This window comes from Rhizobium sp. LjRoot258, from assembly GCF_964254185.1.
GTDB lineage: Bacteria > Pseudomonadota > Alphaproteobacteria > Rhizobiales > Rhizobiaceae > Rhizobium.
In genome coordinates this window covers 229,030-243,941 of sequence record NZ_CAXUST020000003.1, presented here as the reverse complement: position 1 = coordinate 243,941, position 14,912 = coordinate 229,030, and the positions used below count along the sequence as shown (strand labels likewise).

The window sequence follows — 14,912 nt, the reverse complement described above, 5'->3', positions numbered from 1 at the left end:
TTCCGACAATCCAGCGTCCCAACGTTCAAGACGCGGAGCGATCCCTGCCCCATTGCCTATCTTCAACCCAACCAAAGGAAAACACGAGATGTCTAACAAGCTTCAGGTCCTGACACCCCAGAACAGCCAGATCATCTTCATCGACCAGCAGCCACAGATGGCCTTCGGTGTCCAGTCGATCGACCGCCAGACCCTGAAAAACAACGTTGTGGGCCTTGCCAAAGCAGCAAAAATTTTTAACATCCCGACCACGATCACGACCGTCGAGACGGACTCTTTCTCTGGCAACACCTTCCCTGAACTGCTCGCCGTCGTCTCCGACAACGACATTCTCGAGCGCACCTCGATGAACTCCTGGGATGATCAGAACGTCCGCGATGCACTTGCCAAGAACGCCGCCAACGGCCGCAAGAAGATCGTCGTCGCTGGCCTGTGGACCGAGGTCTGCAACACCACCTTCGCACTGTCCTGCATGAACGACACCGACTACGAAATCTACATGGTCGCAGATGCTTCCGGCGGCACGTCGGTCGATGCACACAAATACGCCATGGACCGCATGGTTCAGGCAGGTGTCGTTCCGGTCACCTGGCAGCAGGTCCTGCTGGAATGGCAGCGCGACTGGGCACGCAAGGAAACCTACGACGCAGTTACCTCTCTGGTGAAGGAGCATTCCGGTGCTTACGGCATGGGCATCGATTACGCCGTCACCCACGTGCACGGCGGCTCCGAGCGGGTCAGCCACGGCAAGCGGATTGGCCCCAACCCCGCAAACTAAGCCCCCATCACTCCGGCAGGTTGCCACCTGCCGGAGTAAATTGCTTCCCTCATGCGAAGGTCTCATCCATGAAAGTCTATGTTCTGTCACTCGGTGCCGGCCTGCTGGTGGGCGTGATCTACAGCCTGCTGAATGTGCGTTCGCCTGCCCCGCCCGTCGTCGCTCTCATCGGTTTACTTGGGATCCTTGTCGGCGAGCAGCTCGTGCCGCTGGCAAAAGGCATGTGGGCTCGCGAGCCTGCTGCCCTTTCCTGGCTCCATCAGGTAAAACCGCACATGTTCGGACACCTTCCGAAAGGCGGAGTGAACATGATGGAGGTGACCTCCTCCAGCGAAGATCCGACCTCAGGGAAAAGCTGATGACCACGCGCCGCACCTTCCTGGGCGCAGCTTCGAGCCTCGCCATTTCAAATCTGTTTTCACCGGCCAATGCCGCCGATCCCATCAAGACCGGAGCCGCTTCCATGCACGCAGACGTCGTTCTTCACAACGGATTGATCACCACGCTTGATCGCGCAAATCCGAACGCCACTGCGATCGCCGTCAAGGACGGTCTATTCATGGACGTGGGTACCGACAGGGAAGTCATGGCGCTCGCCGGACCGGACACGAAAATTGTCGACCTCAAGGGCAAGCGCGTGCTGCCGGGCCTGATCGACAACCATACCCACGTCGTGCGCGGTGGTCTCAACTTCAACATGGAACTCCGCTGGGACGGCGTCCGCTCGCTTGCCGATGCAATGGACATGCTGAAGCGGCAGGTCGCCATCACGCCCGCCCCACAGTGGGTGCGTGTCGTCGGTGGGTTCACCGAACACCAGTTCGCCGAGAAGCGCCTGCCGACCATTGACGAGATCAACACGATCGCGCCCGATACGCCGGTCTTCCTGTTGCATCTGTATGACCGCGCATTGCTGAACGGCGCCGCGCTTCGCGCTGTCGGCTACACGAAGGACACGCCGAACCCACCGGGCGGCGAGATCACCCGCGATGCTAACGGCAATCCGACGGGGCTGCTGCTCGCCAAGCCGAATGCGGGCATTCTTTATTCGACGCTCTCCAAGGGGCCGAAGCTTCCTTTCGAATACCAGGTCAATTCCACCCGCCACTTTATGCGGGAACTCAACCGGCTGGGCATTACCGGGGTTATCGACGCCGGCGGCGGCTTCCAGAACTATCCGGACGACTACGCGGTCATTCAAAAGTTGTCTGACGAAGACCAGCTCACGGTGCGCCTCGCCTATAATCTGTTCACGCAGAAGCCAAAGGAAGAGAAGCAGGATTTCCTCAACTGGACACAGTCGGTCAAATACAAGCAGGGCAACGACTACTTCCGCCACAACGGTGCGGGGGAGATGCTGGTCTTCTCCGCTGCGGACTTCGAAGATTTTCGCCAGCCCCGCCCGGACATGCCGCCGGAAATGGAAGGCGAACTGGAAGAGGTTGTTCGGGTGCTGGCCGAAAACCGCTGGCCCTGGCGTCTTCACGCCACCTATGACGAAACGATCAGCCGTTCGCTCGACGTTTTCGAGAAGGTCAACAAGGATATCCCGCTCGAAGGCCTGAACTGGTTCTTCGACCATGCCGAGACGATTTCCGATCGCTCGATCGACCGCATCGCAGCACTCGGCGGCGGCATCGCCACGCAGCATCGCATGGCCTATCAGGGCGAATATTTCGTCGAGCGATATGGTCAGGGCGTCGCAGAAGCAACGCCGCCGATCAGACGCATGCTCGACAAGGGTGTCAATGTCTCGGCCGGCACGGATGCGACGCGCGTCGCCTCCTATAATCCCTGGGTCTCGCTTTCATGGATGGTGACCGGCAAGACCGTCGGCGGCATGCAGCTATATCCCCGCGCCAATTGCCTCGACCGGGAAACGGCACTGCGCATGTGGACCGAAAAGGTTACCTGGTTCTCCAACGAGGAAGGCAAGAAGGGCCGGATCGAGAAGGGCCAGTTCGCCGATCTCGTCGTGCCGGATAAGGACTTTTTCTCTTGCTCGGAAGACGAGATTTCATTCCTGACGTCGGACCTCACCATGGTTGGCGGCAAGATCGTCTACGGTGCCGGCGACTTCAAGGCGCTCGACGAAACCGATGTGCCCCGTGCCATGCCCGACTGGTCGCCGGTGCGCAACTTCGGCGGCTATGCCGCCTGGGGCGAGCCGGAAGGCGCCGGCAAGCGCTCGCTTCGCCGCACGGCGATATCGGCATGCGGCTGCGCCAGCGATTGCGGCGTGCATGGCCACGACCACGCCCGCGCCTGGACCTCGAAACTGCCGATCGCTGACCTTAAGGGCTTCTTCGGTGCGCTTGGTTGCTCATGCTGGGCGGTGTGAAGCCACGCCGCTTCGTGCCTAGCGAATGGAATGTGCAGCGGACAAGCGCTGCCGTTTCAATCACGTCAATGGTCTTTTATTGCGATAATCGCAATTAACTCGAAAGTATTGATGCAATTGTTGGCGGCAATCTTTCCGGCCAATATCGCTCCATCAGCCGCAATCAAGGCCGATCGGTTCGACCGGCCAACGTTACAGGAGCAGACATGATTGACCATTCTCCATCCACAAATCGCAACAGCGGTGTTCTTGCGGGAACCATTGCCGCGCCTGCGACGCGGGTCGTCGCGCTTCTCGCGCTCTGTGCGGCCTATATCCAGGGACCGCTCACCAAGATCTTGGATTTTAACGGCGCACTGGCCGAGATGGAGCATTTCGGCCTGCATCCGGCCGGGTTCTTCGCGGTGGCAGTCATCACCTTCGAGCTTGCCGCCTCGGCCATGGTCGTGTCGGGCTTCCTGCGTTGGATCGGGGCGCTGGCTTTGGCAATCTTCACGTTGCTCGCAACCTTCATCGCTCTCCGGTTCTGGGAAATGCCTGATGGCATGGACCGTATGATGGCCACCAATGCCTTCTTCGAACATCTCGGCCTCGCCGGCGCCTTCATCATCGTCGCAGCAATGGATCTGACAAAGGAAGCACGCAAATGAGCGCCGCAAAATTCTCCGGGGGTAGCTTCGCTCCCCTTGCACAGCCGGTCTTTGCAGTCCTTTGGGCAGCCACCGTCCTCGGAAATACTGGAAGCTTCATGCGCGACGTCGCCAGTTCCTGGCTGATGACTGATCTGTCCGCCTCGCCGGCGGCGGTCGCGTTGGTTCAGGCTGCCGGAACCCTGCCGATCTTCCTCCTGGCCATACCGGCGGGCGTCCTCACCGACATTCTCGATCGTCGCAAGTTCCTGATCGCGGTTCAGGTGCTGCTCGCCTCCGTCAGTATCACACTGATGGTTCTGGCTCACACCGGAATGCTCTCTGTCAGCGCCCTCATCGGCCTGACCTTCCTCGGCGGCATCGGTGCGGCGCTGATGGGACCGACATGGCAGGCGATCGTGCCTGAATTGGTTCAGCGCCAGGACGTCAAAAGCGCGGTCGCGCTCAACTCTCTGGGCATCAACATTGCCCGGTCGATCGGCCCGGCGGCCGGCGGCCTGCTGCTTGCCGCGTTCGGTGCGGCAGTTACCTACGGCGCCGATGTCGCGAGCTATATCGTGGTCATTGCCGCCTTGATGTGGTGGCCAAGGGCGAAGAACGCCAATGACGCGCTTGCCGAAGGTTTCCTCGGCGCCTTCCGCGCCGGTCTTCGCTACACCCGTGCCAGCCGCCCGCTGCATGTCGTGCTGCTGCGTGCCGCCATCTTCTTCGCTTTTGCAAGTGCGGTATGGGCACTGCTGCCGCTTGTCGCCCGGCAAATGCTCGGCGGCGACGCAAGCTTCTACGGCATCTTGCTCGGCGCAGTCGGTGCCGGAGCGATCGGCGGCGCCCTGGTGATGCCGAAGCTTCGCGAGCGCTTCGACGCCGACAGTCTGCTTTTAGGGTCCGCCATCGTGACTGCATTGGTCATGGGCGCACTGTCGTTTGCTCCGCCGCAATCCCTCGCGGTCGTCATTCTTCTTTTCCTTGGCGGCGCGTGGATCACGGCGCTGACGACCCTCAACGGCACGGCGCAGTCCATCCTTCCAAACTGGGTCCGTGGGCGCGGTCTGGCGGTCTATCTGACCGTATTCAACGGCGCCATGACTGCCGGCAGCATCGGCTGGGGTGCGGTCGGCGAGGCCGTGGGCGTGCCAGTGACGCTTCTGATCGGCGCTGTCGGATTGCTGGTTGCCGGGTTCATCATGCACCGCCTGAAACTGCCGTCCGGAGATACGGACCTAGTGCCGTCCAACCACTGGCCGGAGCCGCTGGTTGCCGAACAGGTTGCCCATGATCGCGGGCCGGTCCTTATCCTCATCGAATACAATGTCGAAAAACATCATCGCACCGTCTTCCTACATGCGCTGGATGAGATGTCCCACGAAAGGCGGCGTGACGGAGCCTACGGGTGGGGCGTCACGGAAGACTCTGCCGATCCGCAGAAGATCGTAGAATGGTTCATGGTGGAGTCCTGGGCGGAACATCTTCGCCAGCACAAGCGGGTGTCGAACGCCGACGCCGATCTTCAAGGCCAGATCCTTGCCTATCACTCAGGACCGGACAAGCCCGTCGTCCGGCATTTCCTGACAATCAACCGGCCCGGCGCCGCATAAAGTAACCGCGAGAGGGCGGCCGCCGCCGCCGTCATCATTGTTGCAAAAATCGCAATTAAATCAAAACTATTGATGCAATTGTCGCGCATTGCCTTTTGGCGGCAATATGTCTCCATCAGACGCAAAGAGCGTCGCCTGAGGGCAAAACGACAGGATCGCAGGACGCTGAAATGACCAACAATTTTCATTCCATCACGCGCCGCGGCGCATTGCTTTCCGGCGCCGCCGCCGCCACGGCGATCGCACTTCCCACATCGTTTGGCTTTGCGGCCAACGCTGCCTCCACCACCACCCCAATCGAAGGAGATAATAGGATGGGCTACATCACCACCAAGGACGGCGTGGAAATCTTTTACAAGGATTGGGGTTCGAAGGATGCCCAGCCGATCGTCTTTCACCACGGCTGGCCGCTCTCATCGGATGACTGGGACGCACAGATGTTGTTCTTTCTCTCCAAGGGCTATCGCGTCGTCGCCCATGACCGCCGTGGTCACGGCCGCTCCGCGCAGGTCTCTGATGGTCACGACATGGACCACTACGCAGCCGATGCCTTTGCCGTCGTCGAAGCGCTGGACCTGAAGAAAGCCGTCCATATCGGCCACTCGACGGGCGGTGGCGAGGTTGCACGTTATGTAGCCAAGCACGGCGAACCGACCGGCCGCGTCGCCAAGGCTGTCCTGGTTTCCGCAGTACCGCCTTTGATGCTGAGGACTGCTGCCAATCCGGAAGGCCTGCCGATCGAAGTCTTCGACGGTTTCCGTTCCGCGCTGGCCGCCAACCGCGCGCAGTTCTTCCGCGACGTCCCCGCTGGCCCGTTCTACGGCTTCAACCGCGAAGGCGCGACCGTGAACGAAGGCGTGATTCAAAATTGGTGGCGGCAGGGCATGATGGGCGGCGCAAAGGCGCACTACGACGGCATCAAGGCCTTTTCGGAAACCGACCAGACCGATGACCTGCAGGCGATCACAGTGCCAACGCTGGTTCTGCATGGCGAGGACGACCAGATCGTGCCGATCGCAGATGCGGCGCACAAGGCCATCAAGCTTCTGAAGAACGGCACGCTGAAGACCTATCCCGGCTTCTCACACGGAATGCTGACCGTCAATGCCGATATCCTGAACGCCGACCTCCTCGCCTTCGTCAAAGGCTAAACCTGTCAATCCGGATGCGGCGTGTTGCCAGCCGCATCCGGACAACGTTGAAGCTACCATCCAATGGATTCCTGGACGTCGGGACCAAGGAGCAGCCGAAGCTGAGATCGACGGCAAATCGCCCTGTGAGAGATGGCATCGCCGCCGTACTGCTCGACCGTGAAGCGTGTTAGTGTCGGTTGCGTGAGCGCCACTCGAACGGAGTGACTCCTACGGCCCTCCTAAAGTCTTCCACGAACGTCTTCTCGTCCAAGAAACCGCACGTTTCGGCCACTCGGGCGATGGCTTCACCGGTCCTGCTCAGTTGTGACTTGGCCCTGCTGATGCGACATGCCGAAATCCATTCGAGGACAGATTGCCCAGTCGTCTCCACAAAGCCGGAACAGAGTTCATCCACCGAAAAACCGGTCGCTTCGGCAATATTATCGATCGAGTTGTCGCCCGATAAGTTCGCAGCTATGTACATCTTGATGCGCTTTTCCTGCGTGGGAGATAGCCGGCCGGTCGTCGAAAGACGCTGGGCAGGCGACCGTCCGTAACGATGCGCGAGATGAGCGTTGAATGCCAGCGCGACATGCGGAAGCAGCGTATCCCTCACCTCGTCCGGCATGTCGAACATCGGCATCAGAGCTGACCCAAGATTGCAGATGACCTGATCGTCAATCCCGCGACAGGTCGCCAGGTCATCGACATAGGGTTCTGCTGCTTCCTCCGCGAGCTCGGCAAGATGCGCGCGCGGGATATGGAAGACGAGCGCTTCGAAATGACCGCGAACCGAAATTGCGGCACCATCCTTCAGACTGATCAGGCAGATCGAGCCCTTGGGATACCTCTTCAAAGGTGCCGGAGGTCGGTCCGGCCAGATGTCGGAATGGTCGACATCGACGAGATAGAGCATGACCAGAAAGGCGTCGTCCGGAGGAAGCAAGACCGGATGGTCTCCATCTTCATAAAAATGGCCAAGATGGACGACAGAGAGCGTCGCCTCGCGAAGAGGTCTGATCACCAGTGCCCTTGCTGCCTGGATACCAAAACATACCGCAATTCTCTCGCTGGCCGTCAACGCTTCACTCACATTTGTCTCGATCGTCTTCGCCGGGGACTGTTTAGTCGTACTGCAGAGATCCCGCGTTTTCTGGGTTTCTATACGTCTTTCGAACCTCTATCTTGTAGAAAAGCATCCTCGTCGAGGAGATTCGGCCGACTACCAGAAGACAGCGCTGAGCGCGAGCTACCGCGGTGGCCATATCCGGCATCCAGCGTCTTTGAGATGAAAGCAGTGCGTCTTGGTCCTTGTTTCCACCAGTCAAAATCGATCTTCCGCTGGACACGCGACGGACGGGTTCGGGTGCCCTTTGAAGCAGTTGTCGATCAACCAGACCCTGATAAGCTCGGACATCGCGATCTTCCGCAAGGGGACGAGCGACATGCAGCTCGATCAGGTCGAGACATCGGCAAGCGATCGAGGTTTTGTCGTCGGCGTATCTTCGCTCGGTGGCCACACGCGGCGCATCTTCCACGAACATCATGCGACGATCCACGACTTCGCTGAGAACTCGATCTATATCCGCGATCTGTCGGAAAGCTACAAAGCAGATTTCAGCAGTCCTTTCGATTTCGTGCTGTTCGAAATTTCGCCTGCGTCTCTGACCAGGATCACCGATGAGGCGGAGCTGTCCGGCGTGACGTCGTTGTCAGCCGAAACCGCATCAAGGGATATTGTGCTTGCCAATCTTGCTCGCGCGCTGATCCCCGCACTCGAAAAACCGGAGGAAGCAAGCGCGCTGTTCGTCGATCAGATGGCGACAGCAATCGGCACCTACGTGGTCCAACGCTACGGCGGCCGGCCGGCTGTGACCGCCACCCGAACACGAATCCTTTCACGCTCGCATGAGGATCTGGCGAAAAGCATCCTTCTCGAAAACCTCGAAGGTGACATCTCGATCCTGGAAGTTGCACAGGCTTGCGATCTGTCTCGGGGTTATTTCATTCGCGCTTTTCGGGAAACAACCGGGATGACACCATATCAGTGGCTTCTCAGCGAACGGATAAATCGCGCCCGAGAATTGCTTCGAGCCTCGAACGCGCCGCTTGCCGAGGTCGCTATCGCCTGCGGCTTTGCGGATCAAAGCCATTTCACCCGCGTTTTCTCAAACATCGTTGGCGTGACACCCGGCAATTGGCGCCGAAACTCCTAATGCGATATTTCTGCTCAAATGCGATGTAGCTACGGCTGTCGGTTGAACGCGCCTGACAGAATTTGCCTAGTCCTCATTAAGGCAAATCGAGTACTTCGCCCGCCACTCACGCTTCCGATCGTCATTGTTTCGCTTCTGATATGTCCTACGCCATGAAGGGATCCGAATGACCTTGCCCAACTGAAAGTTTGTTAGATATCTGCGGCAAGATTTCTGCAGCCGCCCGTCTTTCGAGGAATAGATACCAAGCGTCGGTCACGACACGGGCGCCATCCCGCTCATGATCAATCCCATGAAAAGAAGCGTGGGCAGGCCCTGCACCAGCGTTACTATTCCAAGCCAACGCGGGCGCTTGCCGAACCACCAGTATATCCCGTTGCAGATGCTCGAGACGAGATTTCCGATCCCGAGGACGAGTAACCCCAGAACAGATCCAAGATTGGGAAAGAAGCCGCCGCCTGAAGGGCTCGTGATCAGGAAAGCGCCGAGCAAAATACTGCCGCTCAGCGCGAGGACTGAAAGGACAGCACAAGCAGCAAGTGCGAGACTTCTCATGCGCTCGACGATCCACAGAATGAAGGGTTAATAGGGAGTCGATCATATGGCCCGGCAAGGCACCAGTTATCGTGGGAGTGCGCATTCTCTCTCCGGCATCCGGGACTACGCCAGGCCCACCAGAGACCTATTCGATCTTCAGCTCCACAATCAATTGGGCTAGAAAATCGCCTCTTACTGCGGACGCGTCGGCTTTAGCAAAGGCCATTTCGCCCTCCTGCCATATATCGTATTCCATGTCGATCCGCATCCCGTCGCGGTCGAGTACAGCCCAGGAGAAATCCAGGCCGCCGCCTTTCCGGACTGACCAGCCTGCCGACGCCAACGTCTCGATGGCCACCCGCCAGCTTTCTTCCGATATCCGAATTTGATCAAACATTGCCATTTCCTTCCATCCAGTAGCGAGATGGGTTTCTGAGGAGAGCGCTTAAGTCAGCGCGATGGCGGCACCTTGGGGGGTCTCGTTCCGTGAAGAAGCAAGAGCGGGAATTGGAGAGCGGAAACCCAATGCCGAGTCCCCAGAGCCTATCTGATCCCAGTGGCTTGCGACCACACAATCATCCATTGCCCGTCGCGCTGCTCGTATGTGTCGGTGTGCCAATCGCTGAGTGGAACTCTATGCCCGCCGAAGACGACGTCGAGCTGGGCGCGATATCGGACACGGCAACGCCCTGGTACGGGCGCACGGCAACGTCGGCGGGTTCCCAAACATGGGGTAATCGCGGCGCGATCGTCCCAGGCCACTTTTCTCAGATGATGGCTGGCGGGGGTGGTTGCCCCCGATAAGATGGAAAAACGGGCTCACGATTGGAACCGGGCCCAAACATCAAGTGGAGGCAACCATGGACCAATATATAGGGCTCGACGTTTCGTTGAAAGATACTGCGATCTCGATCAGACAGGACGGGCAGCGGATATGGCGGGGGAAGTGCCCTTCTGACCCAAAACTTCTGGCGCAGATGATCCGCAAGCACGCCCCGCACGCCAGGCGCGTCGTATTCGAGACGGGGCCGTTGTCGACGTGGTTCTATCACGCCCTGACGGCCGAGGGGATGCCGGCGATCTGCATTGAAGCGCGGCACGCACAAAAGGTATTGAACGAGACGCTCAACAAGACCGATGCCAATGATGCGGATGGCTTGGCGCAACTTGCCGAAGCCGGCTTCTACAAGGTGGTCCGGGTAAAGGCGTTCGATAGCATGCTGACGCGCACGCTGGTGGGCGCCCGCAATCAGCTCCTGAGCATTTCGATCCAGATCAGCAACCAGATCCGCGGGTTGATGAAGACGTTCGGTCTTATCGTACCCAAAGGAAGAGGACGGGTGTTTGATGGCAATGTGAGGGAACTCGTAGATGGGAATGACAGCTTGGCAAGGATTATATTGCCGCTGCTTGAGGCGTGGCGCGACATCCGCAAGCGCACGGCCGATCTTGATCGCCAATTGCTTGCGGCTGCACGGGAGAGCCAGGCGACAAAGCTGTTGATGACGATTCCGGGTATAGGCGCCATCACAGCCGTCTCCTATGTCGCGGCGATTGAAGATCCAGAAAACTTCAGAACGTCGCGCTCGGTTGGCGCCTGGTGCGGGCTGACAACGCGGCGCTACCAGTCAGGCGAGGTCGATTATGATGGCCATATCTCGCGAAGAGGCGACAACCATTTGCGCGGACTGCTTTATGAAGCGGCGACGGTGATCCTCACGAGGACCAGTGCCAGGAACGAGAGCAGTCTCAAAAGATGGGGGCTCAAGCTGCGTGAGCGGTTGGGCTTCAAGCGCGCTGCGGTGGCGGTTGCCCGAAAGCTTGCCGTCATCATGCACAGCATGCTCAAAACAGGAGAGATGTTCAACGCATTGGCTGGCGCCACCGCATAAGCGAAGTGTCAGCCTTCCTCCCTCAGCGCGTCAAACCCGATTTGAGGCACTGAGCGTCCCTGCTGCGGACGTGGGTCGGATCATTCCGCTTAACCTGGCTGCAGCTCATCGAGACTGCGCCTCAAACATTAGGAAGGTCCTACCTGCGAAGACCCATTGTGCGGCGTCACTATGTCGACCGCGGAGACAACCCTGCTCCCAGCACTGGACAGCTCAAAAAATATCACCGCTGAGGACCGACTCAACCAATGGATTTACGTCGCTCTGCATCTACCGCAGAACGGCGACGATGCCGAACGCTCAAACACCTTGACGAAGGGAGTGCGATTATACAACCAGGTATTTAATGCCCAAAGGCTACTGCGCCCAGACCTCTGCCAGCCCTCGGCCACGCTTGGAGTAGAAGAGACGGACATGGTTCGGTTGCTGGATAACGAGCTCGGGCGTGTCTTCGAACGAACCTATCCGAGAGCGCTTTGCGCGGCGCAAATCCTATCGACCAGAGCATCGAGTTCCCCCCTCGGCGGACGGCTTTTGGCCAGGCGCTGCTTGACGTGCATGATCGGCTCAGCCAGGATTTCATCCAAGCTTTCTGCGCAGGTGAAGTCACCCGCCACGTGCTTGACCTTCGAATTGTCGAAAATCGCAGTCCAGGCCTTGTCGCCGATCAGCGGACCTACCCAATCCGGATTGTACTTGATCAGTGTGTCCGTCGGCACGTGGACGATCTTGGCCTCTACGCCCAGCAATCTGGCGATCGTCCTTTGAATATCGTCCCAGATGTGCGCGCGATCGGAGGTGATGTGGAAAATCTCGTGAAGCGCCGCCTGTTTGCCGAAAAGCCCGACGAAAGGCACTGCGAAATCGACCGAGCGGGTCAGTGTCCAGGGCGTGTGGCCATCGCCCGCTACGATAGTGGGCTCGCCATCCAGCATGCGTCTCGCCATGACGTCGCTGTCGCCCATCATGATCGGCAGGCCCGTGCGAACGGTGTGGCTAGGGCGGACGATCGTCCAGGCCAGATCCTTGGACTTCTTGAGCAATTCCTCGCAGGCAATCTTGGCCTGGCTGTAGGGCCAGTAGGGATTGATCGCCGGTGTCTTCTCAGTAATGACATAGTGACGCGCCGGCTTCTCATAGACCGACGCCGAAGAGATGAAAATGTACTGACCGCAATTGCCCGCAAACACCTGGATGTCGCGCGCGACCTGATCGGACGTGAAGGCGATGAACTGGCATACGACGTCATAATCGGCCTTGGCGAGATCCGCGTAGGCCGTCGATCCAAGTTCGCCGACGATCGAGGTGACCCCCGCAGGCAGCGGGTCGCTTCTCAAGCCGCGGTTGTAGATGCTGACATGATGACCCTGGGTAACGGCGCGCGCGACGCATGGATACGAGATTTGGCCGGTGCCGCCAATGAAAAGGACTTTCAAAGCCATGTGGAGGACCTCAGTGTCTGACGGGCGGGATCTATGATCACTCTTCATAGCGCGAAAGAACTTGAGCGTCTCCCGCAAATCTCGCGCCCCCATGATCCCACCGCGAGCGTGGAGTTTCCGCTTTAGGCCGCCCAAAAGCAGCCCTGCATCTTGTTGGCCCCAGCGATGGCAGAGATGGCCGAGCGAAGGCTATAGCTCCACGCAAAGTCGAATATGATGAAATCATAGGGGTGAGGCTGCAGATCGCCCCATGGCCAGTTGAAGAGCCTCATGCCCGCTGCTCCGGAACAAACCGACCTGCGAGAGGATTAGGTCTCTAGAAAGGAATTCGCCATGACGACCATTCCAACCGAGCCGGCTCCAAGTCCTAAGCCTGGTCCCATTCCCGATCTGCCGCCCGATGTTCCGCAGCCGCCGATCGAAGAGCCCGATCCGGACTTGCCAGAAGAAGTTCCAAACCCAACCCCGGGCCCAAAAGAGTTTCCGCCAACGATGAGATGAGTTCACGGGCTCCTTCATGCCGCGCTCCTCTTCGCTTCGAATGCGCCGGTACGCAGTTCCATGAACCGCTGCTGCATCCACTTGATTTCGGGGATCGGGATGACGGCGCATGACACGTCCCTCGCCAACGCCCAGAGAAAAGCGGCTCCCGCTAAGTCGCACGCGGGATTCATCACCACAGCCAACGGCCTCAGCTTCCGCATGAGATCGACACTCTCATGCGTGGTCGAGGTCTTGAAAATGGCAGCACCTGCTTGCCCGAGCGCGGGTTCCCGTTTTCTCGCAGTGTCGGGATCGTCTTGCACGACGACGACGTATCCTTCGAGAACGGAGGAGGCAACCATGGGGCCTTCTGTAGTCGACCTGTTCCGAATCCACTGCGCGCATGGCCATCGAGTCTCGCACAGCGGTACTTTGTGCCTAGCACCTCGCCGGTTAGTGCTTAAATATTGAGCAAATGCAATCAAGTGTAGACAGTTCGGGATCTCGCCGCGAACGAAAATAATAAAAATCAATAGTTTATAAGTTGGCACGCCACTTGCTTCGAAATTGCTGAGTTGGTGGCTAGGGTTCCGGCGCTTCAAAACGCGTGCTGGTCCGAGAGCTGCCGCCGGTGGGGAGACATCCCACTGGATGCACGGCGGGACAAAAGCCCGGGAGACCTCGTAAGCCAAGGGATTGGCGGCGCGATGGTCTTTGCCGATCCCTTTTTGAAAAAAAGCAAAAGGGGAATTTCAAATGCAGACTTTTTCGAAGCTTCTTTCCGTCACCGCCCTGTCGGCTTCCTTGATGCTGGGCTTGGGCACCTCCGCCGATGCCGCGCAGAAGACCGAGTTCAAGGTTGCCTGGTCGATTTATGTCGGATGGATGCCTTGGGGCTATGCGGCCGATCACGGCATCGTCAAGAAATGGGCCGATAAATACGGCATCAAGATCGACGTCACGCAGTTCAACGACTACGTCGAATCGATGAACCAGTATACGGCCGGCGCCTTCGACGCTGTGACGCTCACGAATATGGACGGTCTGTCGATCCCGGCCGCCGGCGGCGTCGATACGACAGCCGTCATTGTCGGCGACTTCTCGAACGGCAATGATGCCGTCATTCTCAAGGACAAGAGCGCGCTTGCCGACATCAAGGGCCAGAACGTCAATCTCGTGGAATTTTCCGTCTCGCACTACCTGCTTGCCCGCGCGCTCGAGACCAGCAAGATGACCGAGCGCGACGTGAAGGTGGTCAACACCTCCGATGCCGACATGGTCGCCGCCTACAAGACAGCTGACGTGACCGCGGTCGTCACCTGGAATCCGCTGGTCTCGACCATCCTCGAGGATCCGTCGGCCAAGAAGGTCTTCGATAGTTCGCAGGTGCCGGGCGAGATCATCGACCTGATGGCCGCCAATACGGGCGTTCTGAAGGACAATCCGAATTTCGGCAAAGCGCTCGCCGGCATCTGGTATGAGACCGCAGCACTCCTGACTGCCGACAGCGCCGACGGCAAGGCCGCGCGCGAGGCGATGGGTTCGGCATCGGGTACCGATCTCAAGGGTTTCGAATCCCAGCTTGCAGCCACCAAACTGTTTGCCAAGCCGGCCGATGCCGTCGCTTTTACTTCGTCTGGCAGCCTGCCGAAGACGATGGATCTCGTCCGCAACTTCCTGTTCGAAAAGGGTCTGCTCGGCAACGGCGCGCCGTCCGCGGACGTGATCGGCATCGAAATGCCGGACGGCAAGATTCTCGGCGACAGTGGCAACGTCAAGCTGCGCTTCACCGAGACCTATATGAAGGCAGCCGCCGACGGTTCGCTCTGAGCGACGTTTAAGCAG

Annotated in this window: 15 protein-coding genes, 1 pseudogene and 1 riboswitch; of the genes and pseudogenes, 9 read left to right on the top strand and 7 right to left on the bottom strand. The window is 58.9% G+C overall.

Annotation, left to right across the window (positions count from 1 at the left end; genetic code table 11):
- The first annotated feature begins 88 nt into the window (after positions 1-88).
- The 6 genes from ACSQ9D_RS29610 (at position 89) to ACSQ9D_RS29585 (ending at position 6,515) form a co-directional block, all read left to right on the top strand.
- Positions 89-778, top strand: coding sequence for a hydrolase (locus ACSQ9D_RS29610; protein ID WP_436285397.1), 690 nt, complete (start codon positions 89-91; stop codon positions 776-778).
- Between the two features lie 68 nt (positions 779-846).
- Positions 847-1,137, top strand: a complete 291-nt coding sequence (locus ACSQ9D_RS29605; protein ID WP_436285396.1) for a XapX domain-containing protein — start codon at positions 847-849, stop codon at positions 1,135-1,137.
- A complete protein-coding gene (locus tag ACSQ9D_RS29600) occupies positions 1,137-3,119 on the top strand; it encodes an amidohydrolase (protein ID WP_436285395.1) in 1,983 nt (660 codons plus the stop codon). The genes ACSQ9D_RS29605 and ACSQ9D_RS29600 overlap by 1 nt, the downstream gene beginning before the upstream one ends.
- 206 nt (positions 3,120-3,325) lie before the next feature.
- Positions 3,326-3,769: a DoxX family protein gene (locus tag ACSQ9D_RS29595; RefSeq protein ID WP_436285394.1), complete on the top strand. Its 444-nt coding sequence runs from the start codon at positions 3,326-3,328 to the stop codon at positions 3,767-3,769.
- Complete coding sequence (locus ACSQ9D_RS29590) at positions 3,766-5,364, top strand: MFS transporter (protein WP_436285393.1); 1,599 nt, start codon at positions 3,766-3,768, stop codon at positions 5,362-5,364. Before ACSQ9D_RS29595 ends, ACSQ9D_RS29590 begins: the two co-directional genes overlap by 4 nt.
- Before the next feature lie 314 nt (positions 5,365-5,678).
- Positions 5,679-6,515, top strand: coding sequence for an alpha/beta fold hydrolase (locus ACSQ9D_RS29585; RefSeq protein ID WP_436285945.1), 837 nt, complete (start codon positions 5,679-5,681; stop codon positions 6,513-6,515).
- 169 nt (positions 6,516-6,684) lie between these two features.
- Here the strand turns inward: ACSQ9D_RS29585 and ACSQ9D_RS29580 are convergent, their stop codons facing one another.
- Entirely contained in the window at positions 6,685-7,578 is an 894-nt protein-coding gene (locus ACSQ9D_RS29580; protein WP_436285944.1) for a helix-turn-helix transcriptional regulator, read from the bottom strand.
- Between the two features lie 301 nt (positions 7,579-7,879).
- On the opposite strand from ACSQ9D_RS29580, the gene ACSQ9D_RS29575 reads away from it, so the two are divergent.
- Positions 7,880-8,713, top strand: coding sequence for a helix-turn-helix domain-containing protein (locus ACSQ9D_RS29575; protein ID WP_436285943.1), 834 nt, complete (start codon positions 7,880-7,882; stop codon positions 8,711-8,713).
- 255 nt (positions 8,714-8,968) lie between these two features.
- Here the strand turns inward: ACSQ9D_RS29575 and ACSQ9D_RS29570 are convergent, their stop codons facing one another.
- Positions 8,969-9,268 carry a hypothetical protein gene (locus ACSQ9D_RS29570; protein ID WP_436285392.1) on the bottom strand — a complete coding sequence of 100 codons (300 nt, stop codon included), beginning with the start codon at positions 9,266-9,268 and terminating at the stop codon, positions 8,969-8,971.
- A gap of 127 nt (positions 9,269-9,395) precedes the next feature.
- Positions 9,396-9,653: a hypothetical protein gene (locus tag ACSQ9D_RS29565; RefSeq protein WP_436285391.1), complete on the bottom strand. Its 258-nt coding sequence runs from the start codon at positions 9,651-9,653 to the stop codon at positions 9,396-9,398.
- Positions 9,654-10,110: 457 nt separating this feature from the next.
- Between ACSQ9D_RS29565 and ACSQ9D_RS29560 the strand changes: the two genes are divergently transcribed.
- Positions 10,111-11,142 carry an IS110 family transposase gene (locus ACSQ9D_RS29560; RefSeq protein WP_436283258.1) on the top strand — a complete coding sequence of 344 codons (1,032 nt, stop codon included), beginning with the start codon at positions 10,111-10,113 and terminating at the stop codon, positions 11,140-11,142.
- 360 nt (positions 11,143-11,502) lie between these two features.
- Here ACSQ9D_RS29560 and ACSQ9D_RS29555 read toward each other — a convergent pair.
- The 4 genes and pseudogenes from ACSQ9D_RS29555 to ACSQ9D_RS29540 all read right to left on the bottom strand — a co-directional run.
- Positions 11,503-11,610 (bottom strand): annotated as a pseudogene (locus tag ACSQ9D_RS29555) (P-type DNA transfer ATPase VirB11); the annotation flags it as partial.
- Positions 11,604-12,584 carry an SDR family oxidoreductase gene (locus ACSQ9D_RS29550; protein WP_436285390.1) on the bottom strand — a complete coding sequence of 327 codons (981 nt, stop codon included), beginning with the start codon at positions 12,582-12,584 and terminating at the stop codon, positions 11,604-11,606. The gene ACSQ9D_RS29550 and the pseudogene ACSQ9D_RS29555, both read right to left, overlap by 7 nt.
- 122 nt (positions 12,585-12,706) lie before the next feature.
- A complete protein-coding gene (locus tag ACSQ9D_RS29545; RefSeq protein WP_436285389.1) occupies positions 12,707-12,856 on the bottom strand; it encodes a hypothetical protein in 150 nt (49 codons plus the stop codon).
- A gap of 243 nt (positions 12,857-13,099) precedes the next feature.
- Positions 13,100-13,429, bottom strand: a complete 330-nt coding sequence (locus ACSQ9D_RS29540) for a hypothetical protein (RefSeq protein ID WP_436285388.1) — start codon at positions 13,427-13,429, stop codon at positions 13,100-13,102.
- A 209-nt stretch (positions 13,430-13,638) separates the two neighbouring features.
- A riboswitch (guanidine-I (ykkC/yxkD leader) is annotated at positions 13,639-13,747 on the top strand.
- Between the two features lie 76 nt (positions 13,748-13,823).
- Between ACSQ9D_RS29540 and ACSQ9D_RS29535 the strand changes: the two genes are divergently transcribed.
- Positions 13,824-14,897: a putative urea ABC transporter substrate-binding protein gene (locus ACSQ9D_RS29535; protein WP_436285387.1), complete on the top strand. Its 1,074-nt coding sequence runs from the start codon at positions 13,824-13,826 to the stop codon at positions 14,895-14,897.
- Positions 14,898-14,912 lie beyond the last annotated feature (15 nt).

Bases quoted from the DNA above. Each gene is read 5' to 3' on its own strand.
- ACSQ9D_RS29595 (WP_436285394.1), top strand. From the start codon at position 3,326: ATGATTGACCATTCTCCATCCACAAATCGCAACAGCGGTGTTCTTGCG.
- ACSQ9D_RS29610 (WP_436285397.1), top strand. From the start codon at position 89: ATGTCTAACAAGCTTCAGGTCCTGACACCCCAGAACAGCCAGATCATC.
- ACSQ9D_RS29585 (WP_436285945.1), top strand. From the start codon at position 5,679: ATGGGCTACATCACCACCAAGGACGGCGTGGAAATCTTTTACAAGGAT.
- ACSQ9D_RS29535 (WP_436285387.1), top strand. From the start codon at position 13,824: ATGCAGACTTTTTCGAAGCTTCTTTCCGTCACCGCCCTGTCGGCTTCC.
- ACSQ9D_RS29565 (WP_436285391.1), bottom strand. From the start codon at position 9,653: ATGGCAATGTTTGATCAAATTCGGATATCGGAAGAAAGCTGGCGGGTG.
- ACSQ9D_RS29550 (WP_436285390.1), bottom strand. From the start codon at position 12,584: ATGGCTTTGAAAGTCCTTTTCATTGGCGGCACCGGCCAAATCTCGTAT.
- ACSQ9D_RS29570 (WP_436285392.1), bottom strand. From the start codon at position 9,268: ATGAGAAGTCTCGCACTTGCTGCTTGTGCTGTCCTTTCAGTCCTCGCG.
- ACSQ9D_RS29545 (WP_436285389.1), bottom strand. From the start codon at position 12,856: ATGAGGCTCTTCAACTGGCCATGGGGCGATCTGCAGCCTCACCCCTAT.
- ACSQ9D_RS29600 (WP_436285395.1), top strand. From the start codon at position 1,137: ATGACCACGCGCCGCACCTTCCTGGGCGCAGCTTCGAGCCTCGCCATT.
- ACSQ9D_RS29605 (WP_436285396.1), top strand. From the start codon at position 847: ATGAAAGTCTATGTTCTGTCACTCGGTGCCGGCCTGCTGGTGGGCGTG.
- ACSQ9D_RS29540 (WP_436285388.1), bottom strand. From the start codon at position 13,429: ATGGTTGCCTCCTCCGTTCTCGAAGGATACGTCGTCGTCGTGCAAGAC.
- ACSQ9D_RS29560 (WP_436283258.1), top strand. From the start codon at position 10,111: ATGGACCAATATATAGGGCTCGACGTTTCGTTGAAAGATACTGCGATC.
- ACSQ9D_RS29590 (WP_436285393.1), top strand. From the start codon at position 3,766: ATGAGCGCCGCAAAATTCTCCGGGGGTAGCTTCGCTCCCCTTGCACAG.